The organism is Colwellia sp. D2M02 (genome assembly GCF_018860755.1).
Taxonomy (GTDB): domain Bacteria; phylum Pseudomonadota; class Gammaproteobacteria; order Enterobacterales; family Alteromonadaceae; genus Colwellia; species Colwellia asteriadis.
In genome coordinates this window covers 102,493-127,938 of sequence record NZ_JAHKPW010000043.1, presented here as the reverse complement: position 1 = coordinate 127,938, position 25,446 = coordinate 102,493, and the positions used below count along the sequence as shown (strand labels likewise).

25 protein-coding genes and 1 pseudogene are annotated in these 25,446 nt (G+C 38.6%); 18 read left to right on the top strand and 8 right to left on the bottom strand.

The features are described 5' to 3' along the window. The first annotated feature begins 45 nt into the window (after nt 1-45). A complete protein-coding gene (gene mrcB, locus KO495_RS07190; protein ID WP_215979723.1) occupies nt 46-2,427 on the top strand; it encodes a penicillin-binding protein 1B in 2,382 nt (793 codons plus the stop codon). A 145-nt stretch (nt 2,428-2,572) separates the two neighbouring features. On the opposite strand, the gene KO495_RS07185 is transcribed toward mrcB, so the two are convergent. Further along, nucleotides 2,573-2,917, bottom strand: coding sequence for a DUF3718 domain-containing protein (locus KO495_RS07185; RefSeq protein ID WP_215979722.1), 345 nt, complete (start codon nt 2,915-2,917; stop codon nt 2,573-2,575). 459 nt (nt 2,918-3,376) lie between these two features. Between KO495_RS07185 and KO495_RS07180 the strand changes: the two genes are divergently transcribed. The 10 genes from KO495_RS07180 (at nt 3,377) to ung (ending at nt 12,951) form a co-directional block, all read left to right on the top strand. Continuing rightward, nucleotides 3,377-3,733, top strand: coding sequence for a YebG family protein (locus KO495_RS07180; protein WP_215979721.1), 357 nt, complete (start codon nt 3,377-3,379; stop codon nt 3,731-3,733). A 47-nt stretch (nt 3,734-3,780) separates the two neighbouring features. Continuing rightward, complete coding sequence (locus KO495_RS07175; protein ID WP_215979720.1) at nt 3,781-4,557, top strand: SprT family zinc-dependent metalloprotease; 777 nt, start codon at nt 3,781-3,783, stop codon at nt 4,555-4,557. 364 nt (nt 4,558-4,921) lie between these two features. Beyond that, nucleotides 4,922-5,287 (top strand): response regulator, encoded by a 366-nt coding sequence (locus KO495_RS07170; protein ID WP_215979719.1) that lies wholly within the window; start codon nt 4,922-4,924, stop codon nt 5,285-5,287. Further along, nucleotides 5,284-5,892, top strand: coding sequence for a chemotaxis protein (locus KO495_RS07165; RefSeq protein ID WP_215979718.1), 609 nt, complete (start codon nt 5,284-5,286; stop codon nt 5,890-5,892). The genes KO495_RS07170 and KO495_RS07165 overlap by 4 nt, the downstream gene beginning before the upstream one ends. After that, complete coding sequence (locus KO495_RS07160) at nt 5,892-6,899, top strand: diguanylate cyclase (RefSeq protein ID WP_215979717.1); 1,008 nt, start codon at nt 5,892-5,894, stop codon at nt 6,897-6,899. The genes KO495_RS07165 and KO495_RS07160 overlap by 1 nt, the downstream gene beginning before the upstream one ends. Nucleotides 6,900-7,053: 154 nt before the next feature. After that, the gene (gene thrL / locus KO495_RS17725) at nt 7,054-7,125 is read left to right on the top strand and encodes a thr operon leader peptide (protein WP_354668372.1); all 72 of its coding nucleotides are present in this window, start codon (nt 7,054-7,056) and stop codon (nt 7,123-7,125) included. 82 nt (nt 7,126-7,207) lie between these two features. Continuing rightward, entirely contained in the window at nt 7,208-9,691 is a 2,484-nt protein-coding gene (gene thrA, locus KO495_RS07150) for a bifunctional aspartate kinase/homoserine dehydrogenase I (RefSeq protein WP_215979715.1), read from the top strand. Then, entirely contained in the window at nt 9,691-10,662 is a 972-nt protein-coding gene (gene thrB, locus KO495_RS07145; RefSeq protein WP_215979714.1) for a homoserine kinase, read from the top strand. Before thrA ends, thrB begins: the two co-directional genes overlap by 1 nt. 114 nt (nt 10,663-10,776) lie before the next feature. Next, nucleotides 10,777-12,084 (top strand): threonine synthase, encoded by a 1,308-nt coding sequence (gene thrC, locus KO495_RS07140; protein ID WP_215979713.1) that lies wholly within the window; start codon nt 10,777-10,779, stop codon nt 12,082-12,084. Between the two features lie 174 nt (nt 12,085-12,258). Further along, a complete protein-coding gene (gene ung, locus KO495_RS07135; RefSeq protein ID WP_215979754.1) occupies nt 12,259-12,951 on the top strand; it encodes a uracil-DNA glycosylase in 693 nt (230 codons plus the stop codon). Between the two features lie 84 nt (nt 12,952-13,035). Here the strand turns inward: ung and KO495_RS07130 are convergent, their stop codons facing one another. The 6 genes and pseudogenes from KO495_RS07130 to trxA form a co-directional block, all read right to left on the bottom strand. After that, on the bottom strand, nt 13,036-13,548 hold the full coding sequence (locus KO495_RS07130; RefSeq protein ID WP_215979712.1) for a 2TM domain-containing protein: 513 nt from the start codon (nt 13,546-13,548) through the stop codon (nt 13,036-13,038). Nucleotides 13,549-13,837: 289 nt separating this feature from the next. Continuing rightward, nucleotides 13,838-14,428, bottom strand: a complete 591-nt coding sequence (locus KO495_RS07125) for a GNAT family N-acetyltransferase (RefSeq protein ID WP_215979711.1) — start codon at nt 14,426-14,428, stop codon at nt 13,838-13,840. Nucleotides 14,429-14,466: 38 nt separating this feature from the next. Further along, on the bottom strand, nt 14,467-16,914 hold the full coding sequence (locus KO495_RS07120) for an Ig-like domain-containing protein (RefSeq protein ID WP_215979710.1): 2,448 nt from the start codon (nt 16,912-16,914) through the stop codon (nt 14,467-14,469). Between the two features lie 99 nt (nt 16,915-17,013). Then, on the bottom strand, nt 17,014-17,967 hold the full coding sequence (locus KO495_RS07115) for a D-2-hydroxyacid dehydrogenase (RefSeq protein WP_215979709.1): 954 nt from the start codon (nt 17,965-17,967) through the stop codon (nt 17,014-17,016). A gap of 123 nt (nt 17,968-18,090) precedes the next feature. Beyond that, nucleotides 18,091-19,293, bottom strand: a complete 1,203-nt coding sequence (locus KO495_RS07110; RefSeq protein WP_215979708.1) for an NnrS family protein — start codon at nt 19,291-19,293, stop codon at nt 18,091-18,093. A 107-nt stretch (nt 19,294-19,400) separates the two neighbouring features. Continuing rightward, nucleotides 19,401-19,736, bottom strand: a pseudogene (gene trxA, locus KO495_RS07105) (thioredoxin); the annotation flags it as partial. A 191-nt stretch (nt 19,737-19,927) separates the two neighbouring features. Between trxA and KO495_RS07100 the strand changes: the two are divergent. Beyond that, complete coding sequence (locus tag KO495_RS07100; RefSeq protein WP_215979706.1) at nt 19,928-20,842, top strand: LysR family transcriptional regulator; 915 nt, start codon at nt 19,928-19,930, stop codon at nt 20,840-20,842. 324 nt (nt 20,843-21,166) lie between these two features. Here KO495_RS07100 and KO495_RS07095 read toward each other — a convergent pair whose 3' ends face one another. Further along, nucleotides 21,167-21,988 carry an AraC family transcriptional regulator gene (locus KO495_RS07095; RefSeq protein WP_215979705.1) on the bottom strand — a complete coding sequence of 274 codons (822 nt, stop codon included), beginning with the start codon at nt 21,986-21,988 and terminating at the stop codon, nt 21,167-21,169. A gap of 148 nt (nt 21,989-22,136) precedes the next feature. On the opposite strand from KO495_RS07095, the gene KO495_RS07090 reads away from it, so the two are divergent. From KO495_RS07090 to KO495_RS07065, 6 genes are read left to right on the top strand one after another with little or no spacing between them, the layout of a single operon-like run. Continuing rightward, a complete protein-coding gene (locus tag KO495_RS07090) occupies nt 22,137-22,622 on the top strand; it encodes a YHS domain-containing (seleno)protein (protein WP_215979704.1) in 486 nt (161 codons plus the stop codon). A gap of 29 nt (nt 22,623-22,651) precedes the next feature. Further along, nucleotides 22,652-22,966, top strand: coding sequence for a thioredoxin family protein (locus KO495_RS07085; RefSeq protein ID WP_215979703.1), 315 nt, complete (start codon nt 22,652-22,654; stop codon nt 22,964-22,966). Nucleotides 22,967-22,997: 31 nt separating this feature from the next. Continuing rightward, nucleotides 22,998-23,282, top strand: coding sequence for a DUF2282 domain-containing protein (locus KO495_RS07080; RefSeq protein WP_215979702.1), 285 nt, complete (start codon nt 22,998-23,000; stop codon nt 23,280-23,282). 10 nt (nt 23,283-23,292) lie between these two features. Continuing rightward, the gene (locus KO495_RS07075) at nt 23,293-24,165 is read left to right on the top strand and encodes a DUF692 domain-containing protein (protein WP_215979701.1); all 873 of its coding nucleotides are present in this window, start codon (nt 23,293-23,295) and stop codon (nt 24,163-24,165) included. After that, entirely contained in the window at nt 24,162-24,962 is an 801-nt protein-coding gene (locus KO495_RS07070) for a DNA-binding domain-containing protein (protein WP_215979700.1), read from the top strand. The genes KO495_RS07075 and KO495_RS07070 overlap by 4 nt, the downstream gene beginning before the upstream one ends. Before the next feature lie 2 nt (nt 24,963-24,964). Next, nucleotides 24,965-25,438, top strand: coding sequence for a DoxX family protein (locus tag KO495_RS07065; RefSeq protein WP_215979699.1), 474 nt, complete (start codon nt 24,965-24,967; stop codon nt 25,436-25,438). Nucleotides 25,439-25,446 lie beyond the last annotated feature (8 nt).

The window sequence follows — 25,446 nt, the reverse complement described above, 5'->3', positions numbered from 1 at the left end:
TACCCGAAAATAGCCCAATGTGGCTGAGAAGATAAATTAAGTTATATGACAGACAATAAAAAAACACGCGCTAAAAAAAGTAAAAATACTAGCGAAAAAAAATCAGCGATTAAAACAAATGATGGGCAAGCGAAAGGTTGGTTATCGTGGTGCCTACGTACTTTTTTTAAAGTATGCATTGCCGCTTTTTTTACCTTGATTATTGTGCTTATTTATCTTGATGCAAAGGTGAAAAAAACCTTTGAAGGTGAACGTTGGCAAGTACCTGTGCAAGTTTATGGTAAGGTAGATACGTTACATGTTGGTGATGAAGCTAACCTTAGCCATATTGCGCAAGAATTAAAATTAAAAGGTTATAAAAAAGTTGCCAAAGTTAGTGCACCGGGGCAGTTTGCGCAGTCGAGCCATCGGTTGATTATCTTTCAGCGAGCATTTACGTTTGCGCAAGGTTTTATGGGGGCTGAGCCGTTAACTATCGAAGTGGAAAATAACCACATTACAGCCTTATATGTGCAACATAATGTTGTGCCGAGTATTCAGCTGGAGCCGCAGTTAATCGCTAGATTAGTACCAGACAATAAAGAAGATCGTGAATTAATTGTTTTACAACAGGTGCCAGCACAGCTCATTGATACATTGTTATTAATTGAAGATAGAGATTTTTATCACCACAGCGGTGTATCACCATTAGGTATTCTTCGAGCCTTGTATGCAAATATGCGTGCAGGCAGAACAGTGCAAGGGGGAAGTACGCTAACACAGCAGTTAGTTAAAAATATGTTTTTAACGCGAGACCGCACTTTAACCAGAAAAGCGCAAGAAGCCTTAATGGCGCTTATTTTAGAGTTTCGCTACAGCAAAGATCAGCTACTTGAAGCCTATTTAAATGAAGTTTATTTAGGACAAAACTTTGCTCATGGTGTTTATGGTTTTGGCTTGGCATCAAACTTCTATTTTGGAAAAAATATTGCGCAGTTAACAAACCATGAAATAGCATTACTCATCGCACAAGTGAAAGGCCCGAGCTACTATGATCCTCGGCGCCACCCTAAACGCGCTAAACAACGCAGAGATTTAATTTTACGTTTAATGCTTGAGCAAGACATGTTATCGCTTGCTGAGTTTAAATATGCGGTAAATGCACCGTTAAGCGTGACAAATAAGCGACAAAGTAGAAAGAAAAAATACCCAGCGTATTTACAATTAGTTAACCAAGAATTAAACGAGTTGGTTTCTGAAGATCTTCGCAAATCAGGCATTAAAGTTTTTACTGGTTTCTCTCATCGTAGTCAGCAATTAGTTGAGCAAACTATTAATACGCAGTTGCCGTTGTTAGAAAAAAAATACCAACAAAAATCTTTACAGGCCGCTATGGTGGTTAGTGATATTTCAACGGGAGAAGTAAGAGCTTTAGCGGGAGATCGTGTTAGCGGTTTTGCTGGCTTTAATCGCGCGTTAGATGCAAAACGTCAAATAGGTTCATTAATTAAACCTGCTATTTACTTAGCTGCGTTAGAGCGTTTTGAACAATATAATTTAGCAACATTACTTGACGATAAAGCTATTACATTAAGCCGTGAAACCGGCCAAAATAAAAAGAGTGATACACAAGGAAGCCACTTGTGGCGACCGAAAAACTATGATGGTAAATACCGTGGTCAAGTGCCACTTATTACCGGCTTAGTGAATTCATTAAATATACCAACGGTGAATTTAGGTATGGCGCTAGGGCTTGATAATGTCGCAGATGCTATACATTTATTAGGCTATCAGCAAGATATTACGATGCGCCCAGCAATGCTGCTAGGCTCGATGACTATGTCGCCAGTAGAAATTAATCAGCTTTATTTACCTATTGCAGCGAATGGTCAATATAAGAAAAACCATGCAATTACTCATATTATGTCAAACCAAGGTGAAACCTTGTGGACGTATAATGACTTGCAAGAGCAGCGTCTATCTAATTATGGTGCTTATTTATTAAATTATGCGTTAGGGCAAGTTACTCAAATTGGCTCGGCAAAATCACTTAGCTGGCGCTTACCTAATAACAGTGTTGCAGGTAAAACCGGTACCAGTAATGACTTACGTGACAGTTGGTTTGTTGGTTATGATGCCAAACATCTAGTGACCACATGGCTAGGCAACGATGATAACAAGCCGACAGGGCTAACAGGCAGTAGTGGCGCATTACCTTTATTTGCTGATTTTATGAAAGCGCAAGGTATTAGCGATAGAAAAGAGCATATGCCTGATGGGGTTATTATGCTGCCATTTGAACAAAAAACAGGGCTAGCGGTAAACGAGCAGTGTGAAGGTACTACACTTTATCCTGCCGTTGCTGCGGGGGTTCGTATTTCTAAAAACTGCTTACAACCTAAAGTAGATAAACGATCATGGTTTGAAAAGCTCTTTAGCACAAGCTAATTTCAGCGTCGCGAGCTAAGAAAACGATTTTTAATTAATAGTAAAATAAGCAGGTTAATAGCATGAGTTACTCTAAGCATGCTATTAACGATAACTTATTCAAGAGCCTATTAACTTTCATTTAATCTTATTGTATTTTCACGCTCTAGAAAGTTACATTTAACTTTTGTACAGAAGCAACATCAGTAATACTAACTCGTCCGATACTTTTTTGCAGCGTAGCTGCAGTTTTGTTTGCGCCATAGCTTTCAGCAAAAGTAATGACATCATCACCGTTACAAACCAAACCCAAAGCAACGGTTTTCGTTTTTAAGCGGTAATATTTGGTAGTGCTTTTAAGTTTAAGTACGCTATTACTTTTCGCTGCTTTACAAACATTAATTAGCGCTTTCTCCATGTAAGAGTCCATAACAGCATGGCTAGGTAGTGATAAAGCCACTAGAGGTAGAATTGCTGCAGCGGTTAATAAGGTTTTTTTAAAAGTAGTCATTATATTCTCCAATAATAAGTCAGTTAAATTATATTTTTAGCTAGTTAATTGCGTTAACTAACAACCGTGCAGTTATTAATGCAATGCCCTCTGCACACTTATAATAGTGACTGGTTTTTATAGAAAAGTTGTAAGCATTTCGGTTACGGATGTAAGTAAAAAATGTCAAAGAGAATGATTAATATTTATTAAGTAGTTGATTGTTTTGTTGCTTATTAAATAAACAGATGTTATCTCTGTTACGAACATTTACATTTAGACGTATTTCAACATACGAAATTATTAGTATATGCAGTTGGTCATCAGTTGAATGTCAGTTCGTTTAAATTAATTATTGTTAAATTTGGGGAGTGCGTCATAAATGTAACTGTTTTTATATACAGTTTTTGTTGAGTCTGTGGTATTGTGTGAAATTAGGTAGCGTGACGCTTTGTTTACTTTAGAGGAATAGGAAAACGCATGGCAGTTGAAAGTCGATTTGTAGTGATTAGACATGGGGCAGAGGTAAAAACGTTTATGGATAAGAAATCAGCAGATGAATATGATCGCATGTTGGATATGGCTGATAACTTAGCAGAAGTGTTTGCCGAATCACCTGTTGAGCTAAGCGATGGATTAGCAGAAGAGTTGAGCATTTATTTAGCACAAAAACGTGAAGAAGTGCTTGTTGCTTTACTCGCCAAAAAGCCTGCTAAAAAGGCAACGAAAAAAGTACCAACACCAGCGAGTGAGCCAGTAGCTGAACAAGCAGCAGTGGATAAGGTAACGTCTGATGTTGAGAAAAAAGCGCCAAAAGCTAAAGTAAAGCCTAATTAAGAGCGCTATTTTTTGATTGATTTTAGACTATCACACCGTTTTTGTTGATGCTTGAATATCAATTAATTCGTAGTGAGCGGCGTAAAACCCTAGGACTACAAGTAAAGCAAGGACGTATTATTGTTCGCGCACCTTCTTTTGTTGATGATGCTTTTATTAAGGGCTTCATCAACAAAAAATCAGCTTGGCTACAAGAGAAGTTGCTAGCTCAGCGTGAAAATTTGAGCCATCAATGTCATTTTGTTGAAGGGGCAAAGCTGTATATTTTAGGCGAACAATATACGCTAACTATTGCGCAGGCTAAGCGTAGTGATGTGAGTGTTGTTTATAACCACGCAGTCATTAATCAGGAAAGCACTAGTCACAAAAGTACTCATCACAAAAATACTGAGCTGAATTATTTACAGGTTAATATTAGCCATCGTATTTATAACAGACTCAGTAATGAAGCAGCATTAGCTCGTTCGGTCAAAAAACATATCGAAAGCTATTTAAGTGAGCAAGCTAAAGAATTGATGCCAGCGCGAGTTAAGCAGCTCAGCGAGCAAACTAAACTTGTTCCTGCGCAACTTAATATTCGTCAATATAAAGCTCGATGGGGAAGTTGTAATAGTCGTAAAGAAATCAGTCTTAACTATTTATTAATGATGGCGCCGTGGTGGGTTATTGATTATGTGATTATTCATGAGCTTTGTCATTTAGTGCATTTGAACCATTCAAATAACTTTTGGCGTTTGGTTGCTAAACACTGCCCAGAATATCTAAAAGCTAAGCAATGGCTTAGTGAACATCAACAGGCACTTTATTGGCCAACGTTAAAATGATTTTTAACAAATAATTGTTTTATATGTCAATTTCGAACTATACACGGACCTACATCTAAATGAGATTTTAGCCCTTTTCGTTATCTTGTATTAGTGTTAATTTTACAACCCCTACTACATATCACCCTAATGTTACTTTCGCGTTGATAGTTAAGTTATCGATTTTGAACCTTTACTCAGGCAGGTCTTCTCATGGTGTTGGTTGATGTTAGTTATGCTGAGTATTTATAGTAGGGCTGTTAGTAAAAACGTCAATCCTGCTCTTAATAAATGTGAAAAAAAAGCAATTGTTGATTAACAAATGAGGCTTTTTAGGGTAAGTTATCAGCAATATAATAATAATGGCGCAAGGATCCCCCCTCTTATGAGCCCAGCTGTACTTATTTGTGATGACTCAAATATGGCTCGAAAGCAAGTGCTTCGAAGCTTGCCTGAATCATGGCATGATAACCTTCAAACTGCGACTAACGGCGTTGAAGCCTTAACAATACTGCGTGCCAGCAATATTGACATACTCTTTCTTGATTTAACTATGCCAGGTATTGATGGTGTTGGTGTGCTTCAAGGCATACAAAAACTGAATATTGAATGTAGTGTTTTTGTTATTTCGGCAGATATTCAACCTGAGATGCAGAGTAAAGTTCTGGCATTAGGAGCAAAAGCTTTTTTACAAAAGCCAATTAAAGCTGAACGTTTAACCCAAGAGCTACAACAGCACGGCCTACTATGAACGCATTTCATTTAACAGAAGATCAACAGGACTGTTTGCAAGAGCTTATCAATGTGGCGATGGGTCAAGCGAGTGATCAACTTGCTCGTTACCTTGACACCTTTGTTTATTTAAAGGTCCCTAGTATTGAAAGTATTAGCACCAGCAGCTTAACGCAAACATTAGATGATAAAGAAAGTGCTGTTGCCATTGTTAGTCAAGGCTTTTTTGGCTATGAAGGTATTCGTGGTGAAGCCTTATTGGTTTATCAAGATGAAGACTCGGGTCGTATTGCTGATTTATTAGGTTATGAGCCAGATGAGCTTTCGCATGATGAACAGCTAATCGATATTAGCTCAATCCTTACGACCACTTTTTTAAATGTTTTTGCGAGTCAAATTGACAACCAAATGTCGTATAACGCACCGAAACTATTACCAAGTGCACAAAATAGCTTGTCTGAACATTTACAGCAAATGACTTTTAGTTGGGATTTTGCTTTAAAAGTAAATATTAATTACCAGGTAACAGATTACTCTTTTAACTGTAATATGATTCTGTTAATTCCAGAAACGGCAATTATGAATATCAAAAAAGTCATTGATAGAATATTGGAAGACTTCTAATGTCTAATACCAATGAAAGTGCTCCTTCAACCACCTCACTGCCCAGTGATGTGGTTTCTTCTATTACTAATCAAGTTTCAGATCAGCTTAATACTGGGGTACTTGTTGTTGATAGAGACTTTAAGGTAGTAATGTGGAATCGCTTTATTCAAGTCCATGCTAATAAAAGCTCTGAAGAGGTGGTAGGGCGCTTAATTTTTGATGTCTTTCCTGAGCTACCTCAACGTTGGTTCGAGCGTAAACTTTCAGGGGTATTACAGCTTAACACTCCCAGCTTTTCTTCATGGGAACAACGACACCATTTATTTGAGTTACCTCATACTAGACCCATTACCACCGATAGTGAGTTTATGGCGCAAAACTGTACTTTTCTACCGCTAGATGTCGCCGGTGAGCACAGTTATATTTGTATTCTTATTGAAGATGTTACTGACGTATGCCATTACCAAGGTCAACTGCAAAAAACCTTAAAAGAATTAGCACTAATTAGTCGTATCGATGGTTTAACACAAATATTTAACCGTAGGCATTGGCAAGAGTCATTAGAGCAAGAGTACGCAAAAGCGCGTCGTCACAATAAAAAATTAGCGCTGATAATGTTGGATTTAGATCACTTCAAAAAGCTTAATGATAATTATGGCCATCAAGGTGGTGATAAAGCTCTGATTGATGTTACTCAAATAGTAAAGTCGGTATTACGAATTGAAGATGTTTTTGGTCGTTATGGCGGTGAAGAGTTTGCTATTATTTTACCTGAAACAGATATTCAGGGGGCGCTTGATTTAGCTCAACGTGTTTGTAACACCGTTGCTAAAACGCCTGTGCTTTTCCAAGAGCATATTATTCAATTATCAGTCAGTATTGGTGTTTCTCAGTTATCAGACAATGATACCAGCTATGAAAAGCTTATTGCTAATGCTGATGCCGCTTTATATCAAGCAAAAGCCAATGGTCGAAATCAAGTCTTTAATGCCCTAGACCTCTCTGATGAATCTCTTTCTGCTTAACTTCATATAACAATACTATTTACGGTTGAAGTAAGACATACATCTACCGTAAATAGTACCTCTATGAATTTTTATGCATAAAATATAATTTTTTATACGGTGTTTGTGTCGATTAGTGCTTGACAGTTCTACTCTGTTAAGGCATTTTAACTGCATGAAATTCAAAAAAAGCCACATTATCATTATTACCACCACCACCCTTATTAGGATGGCGGTCGCTGGCTAACGTGTAAAAAATACTATTTTTATCGAAGCCCGTGACCTATAAAGGTTACGGGCTTTTTCTTTATCAGAAAGGAAGAAAAACAATGCGTGTACTTAAATTTGGTGGCTCATCATTAGCTTCAGCAGAGCGTTTTCGCCAAGTTGCTGAGATCATTAAAGACAAAAGCCAAGAATCTAAAGTAGCAGTAGTCGTTTCTGCTCCACAAGGTGTTACCAACCATTTAGTTGCTATGGCTGAAAATATTAGCGATGAAGCAAAACTTGTGACAGATTTAGGGCACTTTAAACGCGCAATTACCACCATTATCGATGATCTTTCTGCCAGCATTAGTAACTTCAATCATCAACATTGTGAACAAGCATTAGTTAATTACGAACATCAATTAAGTCGCTATATGCAAGGTGCGACAATGCTATCTTATTGTCCAGACCATATTCGCGCACGCATTATCAGTACAGGCGAACGCTTAAGTGTTGCTATTTTAGATGCCGTATTACAAACGTCTGGCTTACAGGTGTCACTATTAGCACCAGAAAAATTCTTATTTACTAATGATTCATCATTAAATGCGGTGGCAGATTTAGTACTATCAAAAGAAAAATTCTCACAAGAGTATAGTCAGCTTTCTCAAGTTGCTTTAATGCCAGGTTTTATTGGGGTTAGTGTTGAGAGTAATGATGAACTGCCACAAGTTACTACTTTAGGACGTAATGGCTCTGATTATTCAGCGGCGGTATTAGCGGTATGTGCGCAAGCAGAGTGTTGTGAAATTTGGACTGATGTAGACGGTATTTACAATGCTGATCCTCGTATGATCAAAGAAGCAAAATTATTAGATTATTTGTCGTACCAAGAAGCAATGGAACTCTCTTATTTTGGCGCCAGTGTTTTACACCCTAAAACCATTGGCCCTATTGCCCAGTATCATATTGATTGCTTAATTAAAAACACTAGCAATCCAAGTGCACCAGGGACATTAATTTCTAACGAGAACGATCAACAGAAATGCGTAAAAGCAATTTCTAACCTTGACGACTTAACTATGGTTAATGTTTCAGGTCCGGGTATGAAAGGTATGGTTGGCATGGCAAGCCGCGTTTTTGCAGCAATGAGCCGTGAAAATATCTCGTTAGTATTAATTAGTCAGTCATCAAGCGAATACTGTATCAGCTTCTGTATATACTCTAGTGATGCTGCGCTGGCTCAACAAAGCTTACAAGACGAATTTGAATTAGAGTTACTAAATGGCTTACTTGAGCCAGTGTCATTAACAGGTGACTTATCTATTGTTTCATTAGTGGGTGACGGCATGCACCAGCAACGTGGTGTAGCAGCTAAGTTCTTTAGCTCGCTAGCACAGGCACGCGTTAATGTTATTGCTATTGCGCAAGACTCATCAGAGCGCAGTATCTCTGTGGTAATAGAACAACGTAAATGTACTGATGCGATGAAAGTGAGTCATCAAAACTTCTTCTCTCATAAACCGACGATTGATGTATTTCTTGTTGGTTGTGGCGTGGTGGGCAGTGAACTTATTGCGCAAATCTCTCGTCAGCAAGAAAGCTTACACGAGCAAAATATTGATTTAAAAGTATATGGTATTGCTAACTCTCAAGGCATGGTCTTTGAAAAAGAAGGTATTGATTTAGATAACTGGAAAGAAGTTATTGCGCAAGGTGTTAGTAACAGCAAAGCACAGCCTGTAAATATTGATAACCTAAAACGATTTGTTCGTGAAAACCACTTGATTAATCCTGTGTTTGTTGACTCAACATCAAATGAGCAATTAGCGATGAGCTATGTTGATTATTTAGCTGAAGGGTTCCATGTGGTAACACCGAACAAAAAAGCGAATACCGATTCGTGGGAATACTATCAAGCATTGCGTCAAACAGCACAACAAACTAACCGTCGATTTTTATATGAAACAACAGTAGGTGCTGGCTTACCAGTCATTGATACCTTACAAAGCTTAATTAAAGCGGGCGATAAATTACAGCGTTTTGAAGGTATTCTGTCGGGCTCGTTATCTTATATGTTTGGCAAGTTAGACGAAGGTATGGCACTTTCAGAAGCGACTGCAATCGCGAAAGAAAATGGTTTTACAGAGCCAGATCCTCGTGACGATTTAAGCGGAATGGATGTTGCGCGTAAGCTATTAATTATGGCCCGTGAAGCGGGGATGAAGCTTGAGCTATCAGATATTACGATTGAGCCGGTACTACCTGCTAACTTTGATGCAAGTGGTGATGTAGATACTTTTATGGCTAACTTAAAAGCTATTGATGGTGAGTTTAGTGAACGTGTTGCTAAAGCAAAAGCTGAAGGTAAAGTGTTACGTTATATTGGTAATATTGTTGACGGAAAGTGCCAAGTTTCTATTGAAGCGGTAGATGCTTCGCACCCTTTATACAGCATTAAAGATGGTGAAAATGCTTTAGCTATTCATAGTCGTTATTATCAACCATTACCGTTTGTATTACGTGGCTACGGTGCTGGTGCATCAGTTACTGCCGCAGGTGTTTTTGGTGACTTATTAAGAACTTTAGCTTGGGAGCAACACTAATGTCTGCACCTTCAAATAGTGTTTCAGTTTTTGCGCCTGCTTCTATTGGTAATGTAAGTGTTGGTTTTGATGTTTTAGGCTTAGCTGTTAAACCAATCGATGGTACTTTATTAGGCGATGTAGTCACAGTAAGTGCAACGGATGGCGAGAGTAACTTAACCGTTGTTGGTCAATTTGCTAATAAGTTGCCAGCCAATAAAGAAGATAATATTGTTTGGTCTTGTTTACAGTTATTTAACCAAGCATTACAAGCTAGTAATCAAGCTGTTGCTAACGTTGCGCTAACACTAGATAAAAAAATGCCTGTCGGTAGTGGTTTAGGGTCAAGTGCTTGCTCAGTTGTTGCAGCGCTGGCAGCGCTGAATGATTTTTATGCAAAGTATCATGATTTTAGTTTTGATAAAAAAACAATATTGAAAATGACTGGCGAAATGGAAGCACAAATTAGTGGTAGCTTGCATTACGATAATGTAGCCCCATGTTATTTAGGTGGTTTACAATTAATGGTGCCCGATGAAGATATTATTTCACGTGCTTTACCTCTGTTTGATGACTGTTATTATGTTATGGCATACCCAGGTATTGAAGTGTCAACTAAAGCGGCACGTGAAGTATTACCGACCAATTATAGCCGCGCTGACTTAATTGCTTATGGTCAAAACCTAGCAACCTTTGTTGATGCTTGTCATCGTCAAGATAAAGCACAAGCATTTTCGGTATTACATGATGTTGTTGCTGAACCATACCGCAAAGGTTTGTTACCTAAATTCCAACAAGCGCATGATTACTTAATCGCTCAAGGTGCACTTGGTGTAGGCATTTCAGGCTCAGGACCGACACTTTTTTGTATTAGTGATAGTGAGCAACATGCCAAGCAGTTTGCTTTATGGTTACAAGACAATTATTTACAAACAGAGCAAGGCTTTGTTCATGTGTGTAAAGCCAGTGATGATGGTGTAGCACAATTATAATAGAACGCGATACAAAGAGGCTTCTCTATCACATCGCTTCGACCAGATAACCGTGGTATTAACCGCGAAAACTTATTAAGCTCTATTAATGAGTTTATTGATTAGGAATAGACAGTGAAATTTTATAACTTAAAAGAAAATGATGAACAAGTCAGCTTTGCTGGCGCAGTAAAGCAAGGTTTAGGTAAAAACCAAGGATTATTTTTTCCAACTTCAATGCCTGTTTTAGACAATATTGAAGAATTATTAGCACTACCTATGGTTGAGCGTAGCGTTAAAGTATTATTACCATTTGTTGAAGAAGACTTATCTGAAGCTGAGTTAACTGAAATCATCACTGATGCGTTTAACTTCCCTGCGCAATTGCAACCTATCAACCCAGAACGTGCCATTTTAGAGTTATTTCACGGTCCTACCTTAGCATTTAAAGATTTCGGCGCGCGCTTTATGGCGAAGTGTTTACAAGCTTTTTGTGCTAAAGACGCTAAAGCCAGTGGCGAAGATAAAAAGCTAACTATTTTAACCGCAACATCAGGCGATACCGGTGCCGCGGTTGCTCATGCTTTTCATGGTATTGATAATATCCGCGTTGTTATTATGTACCCGAAAGGTAAAATCAGTTTATTACAAGAAAAAATGTTTACCACTTTAGGTGATAACATTGAAACCTTAGCAATTGATGGCGACTTTGACGATTGCCAAGCTTTAGTAAAACAGTCTTTTGATGACAAAGAGCTAGCAAATACTATTGGATTAAACTCAGCAAACTCTATTAATATTAGTCGCCTACTGGCACAGGTTTGTTATTACTTTGAAGCGGTAGCGCAATTGTCTCGTGTTAAAAGTGACTTAAGCAGTTTAGTGTTTTCAATTCCTAGTGGTAACTTTGGTAACTTAACAGCAGGTTTGTTTGCTAAAGCAATGGGCTTACCGATTAAGCGCTTTATTGCGGCAACGAATGCGAACGACACTGTACCTCGTTATTTAGAAACAGGTGAGTGGACACCACACGAAACCGTTGCCACTATTTCTAATGCCATGGATGTTAGTAACCCTAACAACTGGCCTCGCGTAGAGCACATGCTTAAAACGGGTATTGTACCGCAAGACTGTGTTAGCTCGGTTTCTATTGATGAAGAACAAACACAATCAACCATGATTGGCTTAAATAAGTTAGGTTACATTAGTGAACCTCACGCTGCCGTTGCTTATAAAGCCTTACAATATAGCGCTCAAGAAGGTGAGTTTGGTGTTTTCTTAGGCACAGCACACCCAGCTAAATTTAAAGAAGTTGTTGAAAGTATTTTAGGTAGTCCGTTAGGGTTACCAAAAGAGTTAGCTGACTGTGCAGGTGAGGTAATATTATCTACGGATATGCCAGCAGACTTTACTGAGCTACGTGCTTATTTATTAAAGCAATAGTATAATTAGATGCTATTAATCTCTTCGGGTTAATAGCAATACTAAGCTTGAATAGTTATTGACAAGCATTATTAAAAACGCGACATGGTTCGCGTTTTTTTATGTTTCAATATTGGTATTAACTTAGGTATTAACTTAGGCATTAACTTAGGTATTAATTTAGGGATTAACTTTATGATTAAACCACAATGGCAACAACTCATTAATAGCGAGCAGCGTAAACCTTACTTTGAAGCCTTATTAGCTGAAATAAAGCAACAGCGCTCAGCGGGTATTACTATTTTCCCCAAAGATGATGACATTTTTAATGCCTTTAAAGCGGTAGATTTAAAAGAAATTAACGTGGTTATTTTAGGGCAAGACCCTTATCACGGTGAGCAATTGGGTGTTGCACAAGCCCATGGTTTAGCTTTTTCGGTGCAACCGACCATTAAAATCCCACCTTCTTTAGTTAATATTTATAAAGAGTTAACAAATGATATTGATGGCTTTATCGCGCCAGAACACGGCTGTTTAACTACTTGGGCTGAGCAAGGTGTATTATTATTAAATACGGTGCTTACCGTGCAACAAGCTAATGCGCACTCACATGCTAAACTTGGTTGGGAAACCTTTACCGATGCAGTGATTGACAAGATTAGTGAAGAAAATCCCCATTGTGTTTTTATTTTATGGGGTGCGCATGCAAAGAAAAAAGGCCGTAATATTGATGAAAGTAAGCATTTAGTATTAACGGGGCCGCACCCGTCTCCACTTTCTTCTTATCGTGGTTTTTTTGGATGTCAGCATTTCTCTAAAGCCAATAGTTGGCTGCAAGCACAAGGACAAGCCACTATTGATTGGCGACTTCCAGTAATAGCAGGGTAAGTGCCTTTGAGTTTATATAACTCGGGTTTATGTAACAGAAAAAACGTGAATTTATTGAATGAATTCACGTTTTTAATATTGGGTTTATAATTTACGTCCTAAGCGCTTCTCTACTTGTTTCTTTTCCCATTCAGGGCTAAAAAATGAGAACACTTCAAAAACTTGTATACCATGGCTTACTATACCTATGCCCCAACCGAAAATAACCCAAAGTACCCATAAATAGCCGGGGGTAAGAAATAAGTTTATTAAGGTCAATACAATAATAGAGCTTACAAAAGAAAATAAATGCCCATAAAAGCCTTTAATACCTTCTACATACTTCATTGCCTTTCTTTCATCATCAGACAGTTGAGTTGTTTGATGGTTAAGAGGGGATGAAACATTATCGTTAACGGTGTTGCTTGTATTCATATCATGCTCCGGCTGTAAATCGTTAAGGTCTATTTGAAATACAGCAGCTAAAGCTTTTAAGCTCTCAATACTTGCTTGATGGCCACGTTCAATTCTTTGAATAGTCCGTACACTCAACCCGCTAAACTGTGATAGTTGCTCTTGTGACCAACTTTTTTGTAATCGTAATTTTTTTACTATCATATTTTGTTCCAATATATGTTATCTAAGTTCAGCTCGCAGTATTAGTTTTTGCCTTAGTGCTACGGTATTGGCTAAGTAAAACTCAAGTTAAACCAGCTCAACCCCCCAAGCGCTGCTGTCGAGTTAACTATGCAGATTTTTAGCCATAACCACCACGACAGTTAGGTGACAACTAAGTGACAATGTTTGTTTTTCAATGGCTTACAGTGTTTTTTTTCTAGCTTGATTAGCTTGTATGTTTTGGGTGTTACGTAGATTTTGAGTATTACTATTGACCTAACTGTTAACGTTAATCGAAATAAATGATCATCTCGGCGGCTTCACAATGGCAGTTATAACCACATAAAACACAATCATAACCTTGCTTAGAGTCTTCATGCCATTTATCAGGATGAGAAGCTACATGCTCACCTCCACAATGCGTAAAGTAAGCAACGGCGCTATTATTTGGGCTTTGTTTCCATAAATGGCTTACCCCGGCAACAGCACCTTGTTGTTGAGCCGATGTGATAGCCAAATTAAGTAATTTTTTGCCAATACCTAAACCGCGAAAATCATCATCAACGGTATTACATTTAAAATAGCAACATTGTTGTTTAGGTACTTGCCACTTTTCAGGGCTACACCATTGATCTATATGCCAGTTATCGGCTGAAAAAGTAATGCGAAAGCCAACGACTTTTCTATTATGTAATGCAACAAAACTGGTATTGATATTGTCGGTGATACCAGTGTTGACCCAGCTTATTAATGTTTCATTATTGAGGTAACCATCACCATGCACTTTATTCGCGAGTTGTATAACCTCTGCAAAATATTGCGAGGTAAGTACTTGGTAATTTATTTGATAATCTATTACCTTTTTTGCTTTATTAGCCATAAATAGCCTTTTATATTTGTTAGCATCAAGCGTGTTTACTACATGAAAATAGTGCGTGTAAGGCTAGTCACAAATCCTTTAGGGCTAGTGATAGTAATGATTAATACCGCTGAAGTAGAGTTATCTTCTACAGGGTTGGTAATTGAAAAACTCATATTGCTAAAACCTGCTCGGTTACTATTACCAACAAGGTAGCTTGTTTGCCCTGATAAGGTACCTGCGCTTAATTCAATAGCTACGGTAGTGCCCGCTGGCATAATTTGATTAGGTGTACCAGTATCAGCAAAGTCAAAATTAAACGCTTGTGTGCTGCCGTCGGCAATAGCAGGAATATTAGCGACATCGTTTGTTATGCTGTCATTATAAATAGTACTGTAGTCAGAATTACTTAAACGGTATTCTGCTGCAGAGCTTGCCATAACTAAACGAATGGCTTTTCTCGTATGAATCGTTTTTGCCTGAGTATTGGCGCATTTTGTGCCTGTGCATTGCGGACCATTAAATAAACCATCGGCGCTGTTAAACTGGTTATCGTTATTAAAGTCGATAAATATTTCGCCACTATCATAAATACTGTTTTCATTATCGTCACGCCATGCCTCAGACATATCAATAAAACCACTGCTTTGAGCTGGATAGTTATCTAAACCTGAATCAATAGTGAAGTCATTAATACCGGCAACGTCAATAATTGCGCTACCGTCGTTATCATCAAAGGTGTTATTACCATTAGTATCAAAAAAACTTTCATGACCTAAAGCCGTTGCCAAAATAGTAATGCGATGATCTGCAACACGAGGCTCTGCACTTTGCCATGCAACAGAGCAACTGCCATTAACGGTTGAACAGGTGGGGGCTATTTGGCCACCCTCAGCAGTGAAGTTTACGGTGGTACCGTCTGGGGCAGGGTTATTAAAGTTATCAGAGAGCCACACCGTAATAATTGACCCTTCACCAAAAACATTATGTGCTTCAGGATTTAATACACTGGCGGCAATGCTCATAGAGCGCTGCTCTGGCAGTCCAGTATTAATAGAAAGTAAGTCTGATTGGCTTTGGACTGTAATTGTTTCGCCGTTAAGGTCCATTGCAGCGCTGGCGGTAACTCTGACCGCTGTTGGCACTGTACCAGCGCTAACTTGAGTAGTAATAAGCCCTTGACTATTGGTAACACCAGAGTGACGACTTAGTGTAATACCACCAACCGTTGTGCTTAGTGTAAAGTTAACTTCTTGTTGGGCAAGCACATTATTAAGCTGGCTTTTAACGCGATAGGTGAGTGTTGAGGTTTCTTGCAGATTTTGTCCACCTGTGCCTTTTAATACAATAGATGTTGGCTCCGCAGAAATAAACTCGATAGAGCCAATTTGCTCTCCTTGGATGCTAATCACTTTGCTTGCTGTTGTGGTAACACCATTAATAGTAATACTCGCTATTAATACATCGTCAGTACCATTTTTACCGGCACAGCTTGTATCTTCAAAAGTTGCAGTTGCGCTCCCGTTAATGCTTAAGATTGACTCATCTATGATGGCGTTTTCATTTTGTACACAATTTGAGGAAAACGAAACAGGAATTGGGGTACTAATTAAGGCGTTATTGTCGTCAACTAAATCAACACGTAAGCCCAAAGTACCACCCGCACTAATACTATTATTAGCTACTGATAGGGCAATTTCACCTTCAACAAAGCTACCCGCATCGTTAAAATGACCAATGCGAACATTGCTATTAATAATAGCGCCGGCAGATAATATTTGATAATTCACCGTGCTGGAAATAGTGCTATTTTCATCTTCGTTATTGGTAAGGTCATAAGCGCTAGTCATAACCCCTGCGCCAATGATGTCACTGTCACTTGTCAGATAAACTGAAGCAATACCTTGAGCATTAGTGAGTGCGCTTTGTGCACTTAATTGCCCAATATCTGCGGTAAAATTAATTAATTTATTTTCAATGCCTTGGCCATTACTATCTAATAATGTGCTGAGTACTTGTACTTCTTGGTCAGTTTTAAATTGGTTAACTAGCTCACCATTTAATAATATTTTTGTGGCAATTGTTGGTAGTTCAACAGGGGAGCTATTATCTATAAACTCAAAATCGAAACTGTCACTGCTTATTTCCCCAATAGTAGCTGTAGCGCTACCTGCGCCAAGCGTTAATTCATCATTGGTTAAGGTTACTAAGGCGATACCTTCACTATTTGTTAACTTAGAATCAACGGTTAAGGTTCCTAGCGAGCTTGAAAAAGCTACTGCTTTGTTAGCAATGCTTTGCTGTTTATCATCTAGCACTGTTGCTATTAATGTTACGGTTTCATTTTTATCAAAGCTAACCTTGGTATTACCTTCACTGTCAGTGATCGACAAACTAATAGTTGCCACTGTTTGTGGTGTTTGGGAGTCGCCATTATCAGTATGACCATTACAGCCAATGAGTAATGACAGGTACAATGAAATAAATATAAAACCAAGCTTTCTCATGCATTATTTCCTAAAAATAAGTAGAACTACACTTGCAAGAATAGAGGGCTAGTGAATGAAAGTCCATGAATAACCTTGTAAAAAAATGACTAATGGTAGTTAGTCTAGACGATTGAGTCTTTCATCGGTTTTAAACGATAAAATGTTTTGCGCGACCAACTCAAGTAAGCGTTGTTGCGCTTCAGAACTGGCCCAAGCAATGTGTGCAGTAATTTTAAGGTTAGCTAATTCAGTATTTAATAAAGGATGGCTCGCTGGGGGCGGTTCTTGAGATAGCACATCAAGAATAGCATAAGCAATTTTTTTATTTTTCAGAGCATCTAGCAGTGCTAATTCATCGACTAATGCACCACGCGCGGTGTTGATTAATACCGCATTGTTTTTCATTCTTTCCAGTACATTGCGATTAATTAGGTTTTCAGTGTCTGCGGTTTGCGGACAATGTAGGGTGAGTATGTCGGCTTGTTGAATGACCTCGTCAAAACTCAAGCGACCTTCTCTAATAATATTGCTATTAGGGCGCTCACTAATAATAACCTTCATTGAAAAGGCGCGTGCAATAGTTGCTACAGCTTGCCCTAAACTGCCATAACCAATAACGCCTATCGTTTTACCTGCTAGTTCAGTAATGCTGTTGCCGTGGTAGCAGAAAGTATTGCTACTCGCCCATAAACCTTGTTCTGTATTCGCATTATGGTGTGTGGTTTGTTGGTAATACCCAAGTAATTGAGCAAATACATATTGCGCCACAGAATTGCCAGCGTAACCGCTAACATTGGTAACAGCAATGTTATGTTTTTTGGCTGCGATAATATCAACATTATTAAAACCCGTTGCGGTAATGCAAATGAGTTTTAAGTTAGCAAGGGAGGCAAGCAATTCAGCATTGAGTACGACTTTATTGGTAATAATAATATCGGCGTTGCGCGCGCGTGATAGCACCTCATCAGGAGCTGTTATCTCATAACAAGTAAGCGTTTCTACTTGTTCACTTATACTTGAAAGTGATGTTGAAGTGCTGAACGTTTGAGTGTCTAAAAATACTGCATGCATAAAGAGGCGCCTAAAAATAGCTGAATTTATCATTCTGGTTTTAGACTATTTTAACGAGTTTTTAGGTAAAACTCGTTAAATATTTTTGACGGCTTATTGTTTACACGTAAAGCACTATTAAAGCTAGCCAGGTCTACCATCTTTACGGGCAGTCATTAACATTGGACCATAGAACGCGATAAAAATAATAAACGCTAGCATCCACAAGGTTGCGCTAATATCGATAAACATCATGGTTTTTTCAGGCATAAACCACGGACCAAAAGCTCGAACTACTGCGGCGAGAGATATAGCAATATAAGCAATAGTCATCGTTTTAGGGGGAACTAAGTTACGTCCAGTATGACCTAGTGATACTCGTGAAATCATCGCTAAAATTAAGCCACCCATGCCACCCACGGTAAGTAGGTGCCAAATATGGTTAGTGGGTACCGTTGGTATTAAATAAGCAATGCCTAGTAGGATTAAACCAACACTAATAAACTTCATTGAAGCATGTAAAGACCATAACAGTGGCACTTGTAATGTTATCCAAGGACGCCATCTCAGCCAACGTAAAGTTTGAAAACAACCTGCAATAATTAAGAGTGCACCAAAAAATGTTGCAGAGAAACCAACAACAGGCTCAAGCAATAAGCTAATCATTAAAACGGCTAAACTGCCATTAGCGGCAATATCTAACCAAGCGATTGGCGTTACTTTGGTGGTTTTAGTGCCGTTAGCGGTAAACATAGGGGCGACCCGACCCGCCATAACAGACATTAAAAAGGTCATTAGCATTAGCCCCGCGTAAGCTGAATAAATAATGCTAAAACTATGGTTATAGACTGCAAGATGCATTTCTAAGTTGGCTAAGGTAAATAGGGTTAATAGGGGAACAAAAAACAAATTTCGGTACTGTTTTATCGCTAAAATAGGCTTGGCGAGTACATAAGCTACAGCAGGTAAAAAGCTTAAATCAAGGATCGTTACTAATATATTACCAAAAATTTCAGGTGTTAATAACGCGATACGGCCAGCTAGCCATAATAAAAAAAGTAATAATAGCGTTGTTCCTTGTACGCCACGCATGCCTGTCCAATTTTGCACGGCTGTGAGCAAAAAACCTGCAACAATAGCGCAGCCAAAACCAAAAATCATTTCATGTATATGCCACCAGTACCCACCACCTAAGGGCGATAAACTAATTACACCACGGTACATTAATACCCAAAGCAGTATCGCAAAAACACCGAAAATAGCACCACTAAGAAAAAAAGGTCTGAAACCTAAGCGTAAGAGTGGGGGAGTTTTTTGTTCTTCTTTTAAGTCAGTTATTTGCATCATAGTTATGCCTTCGTTAGCACTTTGTCGTTATTGTATTACAGCGATTAATATAATCCTTAGTACAGATCAATAAAAGTGCTAATGAAGGGGAGCCTAATATCCGTTTATTAATGCAAACCGATAAACTTTTTTACTTGTGTAACAGATGCCGCGCCAACATTGGTTGAAAGCAGTTGCCCTTGTTCCATTAATAGCAACGTTGGAATGCCCCTAATGCCAAATTTTGTCATCAACTCTTGGCTATTATCGGCATTAATTTTAATAACTTTCAGTTGTTGATGCTCTTGAGCAATTTGCTCAACCACGGGCGCAAGCATTTTACAAGGTGCACACCAAGGGGCATAAAAATCGACCAATACCTTTCCTTGGTGTTGCTCTACTTCTTGCTGAAATTGCTCTGCTGATATCTCATTAACTTTGCTTAGTGTTGTCATATTGTTCTCGCTATTTTTATGTTGATTGAATGCTGTTTAGAGCTGTTGTATCTAGCTTTTGCTCGATGAAAGTAGTTTACGCAACTTGCATTACTTTGATTAGATAGGTTTAATAGAATTCATTGTTCTATATTTGCAACAATTAGTGTGATTAATATTACTATCAATAATACGGATTCAGATTAAGTACGGGAAAGGTGATGAAGCATAGTAACCTAGATGATTTACAATTATTTGTCGCCCTTGTAGAAGCGGGGTCTTTTACTATTGCGGCCAAAAAGTTGAATATGGCTAAGTCTAAAATTAGCCGGCGCTTGGTGCAGTTAGAGCAACAATTGGGCGTTGAGTTATTAATTCGTACTACCAGAAATAAACAGCTAACCGAAAGTGGTCGCTTACTTTTTTGCTCCTGTAAAACTCATATTGATGCATTATCGCAAGCTCAAGAAGAGCTAAGTTCGCTACTACATGAGCCGCAAGGTAAGTTAAATATTTTATTACCATTAGAGTTTTTTAATCAGGTTATTGGTACGCTAATCTCAGACTTTTGTTTGTTATATCCTAAAATTCAATTGAACTGTCAGCATTACTCAGGTGCTGTTCCTGAATTTACACCTGAGTTTGACTTATCATTTGTGTTGCACGAGCAAGACTTGCCACCCTCAAACTGGATAGGTAAAGAATTACTGAGTTTCTCTCAATCTATTTATTACGCGGCGCTTGATAATAATGATGGAAATAGCTGCTTAGCTAACTTACTCAAACAAAAAATAATTAAACCGGAACACTTATCGGGCTGTGAATGTATTTTATCTGAGCCAAACCAGCCTTGGTTATTTCGAGATAAACAGAAAGTACAAACGGTGAATGTAAAAGGGCGGGTAATACTCGCTAGCCCTGAAATGCGCTTGCAGGCGAGCCAACAAGGTATAGGTTTAAGTAAACTTCCTGATTATTTATTACACCAAGTACAGGGTGAAAAGCTGCATAAACTTCATTTAAATAATCCAGTGGTGGCGCAGCGCTTGAGCGTACTTTATCAAAGTCGCAATATTCCGATTAAAACACGTACTTTTTTAGATTATTTTCAAAGTAATATTGGTCAATTGATTTGATGAGTCGTGTCCAGCTATAACTGAAAAATAGCACTTTAAAATACCACCTAATTACTTCTAGCTAAGCGAAGTTAACCGTGGTAAATCAGCTGTACCTGCTGTTTTTTCTAACTGTAAGCTGAAAACAAGAAAGTAGCTACTTAAAGGCTGCTTGGATACGAAAGCGGACCTTTATGAAAATTCTATTTTAATACTTAATTTGTTCTGTAGACATAAAAAACAAGATTCAAAGTGGGTCTGCTTTCTGATCATACCGCGGACATAAATTTATTTGCTCTATTTCACTATGGGGCACTTTACGCGATAATTTCAATTATAAATATATTAGATCATCTTATCTAACCATTCTTTCGGAGCCATTCCTAGCTTCTTCCTAAACACTCGCGCTAAAGCTGAGCCATTTTCATAACCAACAGCATTGGCAACTAGCGCAACAGGTTTGTTTTGTTTTAATAAGATTTTTGCGACAGCAATACGCCAATCAATCAAATAATCACCAGGACTTTGGCCAACAACACGTTTAAAAAGCTCGGCAAATTTAGAGCGTGACATTAAGGCAAGTTCGGTCATAGTCTCTAATCCCCATTGCTGCTCAGGCGCTTCATGAATAGCAAGTAGTACTTTAGACAGTTGAGGGTGAGCTAAGCCAGCGAGCAGTCCATAATGCATGATATTGTTATTGAGCACATGACGAAGCACATGAATAAGAAACATATCGGTAAGTAAATTAATCATTGGAATTCGTCCGCATTGCTCTTGAAATGCCTCTTCAAATAAACATAGCGCGGTTTGCTTAAGCTTTTGACAATCACTGAGTTTAAAACACAGTAGTGACGGCAGTGCATTGGCAATAGGGTTAGAGCTGCTTTCGTCATAAAGAATGTTGGCACATACCAATTCAGGCGGATTTTCTTCACTGCCAATAATCCGGTGCGCATGAGGCGTTGGAAAAAACAGTACTGTCGGCTCATCAATTAATTGAGACGTTCCTTTCTCGTCAATAATGGTTAGCGCGCCACTGCGTAATAAATGCAAGTGTCCTTGGTTGGGCTCTCTATTGAAATTACTGATCCCACATAAATTACCAGTGAAGAAAACTTCGGTATTCATCGAAAAGCGCTGCAAGATTACTGAAAGTTGATCCATGTTCTTCTCATTTTGTCTACTTTGGACGATCGGGTTCAATGTTAGGACTATGTCATTCCTTTTGGCTAATTGAAAGCCCTATATTATCAACCAAGGACGACATCCTTATTAATTATTAAACTTTGAACATTACATACTGGAGAAAAAAATGAGACTTTCATCATTTGTTAAAACAACATTCGCTACCTCGGCATTATTGGTAAGCAGCTTAAGCTTCGCAGCCAACATTGAAGTTAATGCCAGTGCTAATGACTTGGCACTAAAAGGTTACGACACAGTTTCTTATTTCACTAAAGGCGCACCTACTAAAGGTTCTGATAAATATACTGCGGCATACAATGGCGCCATTTACCAATTTTCAAGTGCTGCAAACCGTGACTTATTTCAATCTGAACCAAGTAAATATGCACCTCAATACGGTGGTTACTGTGCCTTCGGTGTTACTATGAATAGAAAATTTGATACTGACCCAACAGCATGGCATATCCGTGGCGACAAATTATATCTGAACCTAAACAAAGACGTGCAAAAGAAATGGGCAACTGACATTCCTAGTTATATAGAAACTGCACAAGTTAAGTGGGTTGATATTAAGGGCTTAACTGAAGCGCAAATCGAAAAAGTGTACGAATAATAGTTAACCATTTAAGTGAGATTTTAATTATGAAACAACTAACATCTGCCAATGCTATTGAAGATCTGTTATCACAACATGAATATTCATTACTTTACTTTAGTGCCTCGTGGTGTGGGCCTTGTAAATCAATGTCGCCAATAGTTGAGGATATAGCCAGCATGATGAGTGACCGATTTAATACCATCAAAATCGATATTGATAGTGCTTCAACAGTAGCTGCTGATTATGGCATACGTAGTGTGCCAACAATGATGTTAGTTAAACATAATGAAATCATTGATCAACGTGTTGGCAGATTACCGCCACAACAATTAATGCAATGGTTAGAGCAACATACCTAGTTGCTCACTTTACCCAACGAGAGGATTTATTATGAATAATAAATTATTAGTTAGCGCGGCATTAGCGGCCGTGATTTCTACCGGCGTAGTTGCACCGGCAGAAGCCGGTGGCAAGAAAGAAAAATGTTACGGCGTAGCAAAAGCGGCCCAAAATGATTGTGCAAACTTAGCAGGAACACACTCATGTGCAGGGCAATCAAAAGTCGACAACGACAAAGGTGAATGGAAACTAGTAAAAAAAGGTACCTGTTCGACCCTTGGTGGGTTGTCTAAAAAAGAAGCCAAGAAATTATATAAAGCAACAAAAAAAGCGTAGGAGAATGAATATGTTGGTAAATAACAAAAAGCTATTAGTGGGCGTTGGCTTAAGACATCCGCATTTTACTGACATATTAACCACGCCTAAGCAAGTTGACTTTGTTGAAGTGCATTCTGAAAATTTTTTCGGTCAAGGGGGCGCGGCATTATCTGTGCTTAGCCAAGTAAGAGAAAAATATCTTGTCAGTTTGCACTCAACTTCAATGGGGCTTGGCTCTATGCATGACATTCCAATGGCATATTTAGAGCGCTTAAAAAGCTTAACGCAAACAATTGACCCATTTTTGATGTCTGAACATGCCTGCTTTACCTGGGGTAAGCAACATGGACAAACCATGCATAGTGGAGATTTATTACCTATTGCCCATACCCACTTAAATTTAGCGCGTATGTGTGAACAAGTCGATAAGGTGCAATCGTTTTTAGGCAGAGAGCTGATCATTGAAAATGTTTCTGCCTATGTGAAATTTGATGGCAGTTATTTATCTGAAGCAGAATTTTTAACTGAGATTTGTCAGCGCACGGGGGCAAAAATATTGTTAGATATTAACAATATTGCTGTTAATAGCTTGAACTTTGAAGAGGGAAACATTCAACAATCTGTCGCCGATTATATCAATGTCTTACCCGTGGAAAGGGTTGCACAAATTCATCTTGCTGGTTGCCAAATGCCAACCTTGGGGCAGTTAGTGATTGATGATCATGCTCGACCCGTTTCTGATGAAGTTTGGCAAGGATATCAATTAGCTATAGAGCGATTTGGCGCTGTACCTACCTTGATTGAATGGGATAACGATTTACCTCAATGGTCTGTATTGGTTGATGAAGCGCGTAAAGCACGTGATATTGCGCAGGCTGTTTTACATAAGGAATCAGCATGAATACTCAATGTGAGAGTGAGTCAGTGATAAACGAGCAACAGTGTTTGTTAGAGGCTATTTGGAGTGATGATCCCAAGACTATTGCTGAAAGTGGCTTTGATGTTGAGGGCATTTACATCTATCGACGCAACTTGTTGGCTAATGCACAGCGAGCTTTAAGCATCAGTTTTCCCACTGTTTTTGAATTACTTGATAGTGATGCCAGTGAGCATATTACTCAACAGTTTTTGAAATCATCACCTCCAACACAGGGTGATTGGGCTCAATGGGGAGCAGCATTGGCAAGCTTTATCGAAACCACAGATGTTGGTTATGAATATCCCTATCTTGCAGATTGTGCTGCGTTAGATTGGCATGTTCATTGTGCACTGCATGGTATCGATCAAATTTTTCAGCAATCGTCATTGCAATTACTGGGAAATTGCGAGCCTGAGCACATCTTTGTCAAGTTCAATCATAACGTGAAATTGCTTGAAACTAAGTATCCGCTTACCGACATTTTTCAAGCACATCATGATGTTGATGAGCAGCAACGAACAATCTCAATGAATAATGCACAAAAAGCTCTGGCTATAGCGCCGAAAGAGCAAACCGTGATGATTTATCGGCCTGAATTTCAGCCAAAAGTAACAACACTACTAATGGCTGGTGAAGATGTGTTTATGCGCTGTTTAATCTCAGGTCAGTCACTGGCTAATGCGCTCAATCTGGTAAGTGAGAGCAAGCATTTTTCATTTGAAAACTGGCTAATGAAAGCCATCGAACGAAATTTAATTTACACCTTTAAAGAGAATTAATTATGAATACTTTAAAACAACGCCTGATACCTATTAGTCAGCTTTATATTGCAATTTCCAGCAAAATTAGCCTATTAGAGCCGGTAGCTTTATTAGCTGCTCGCTTCTATGTTGGCTGGGCATTTTTCGCTTCTGGGCTAACTAAGCTTAGAGACTGGGACAGCACCTTGATGCTTTTTGAATATGAATATCAAGTACCAATATTACCTTTTGAATTAGCCGCTTATTTAGGCACCGCCGCAGAAATCATATTGCCCTTGTTATTAATGGCGGGCATAGCTAGTCGATTTTCTGCCTTAGGGTTATTTTTTGTCAATATCGTGGCGGTGATTAGTTTAGAAGATATTGCCGCGGCAGCCTTTGCAGAGCATGTTCTTTGGGGAACACTTTTATTACAAGTGGTTATTTTTAGTGGCGGACGCTTTGCCTTGGATCGCTTAGCAGAAGAAAAGTTATTCAATGCGAAGGTAAAGTAGAGGAAATA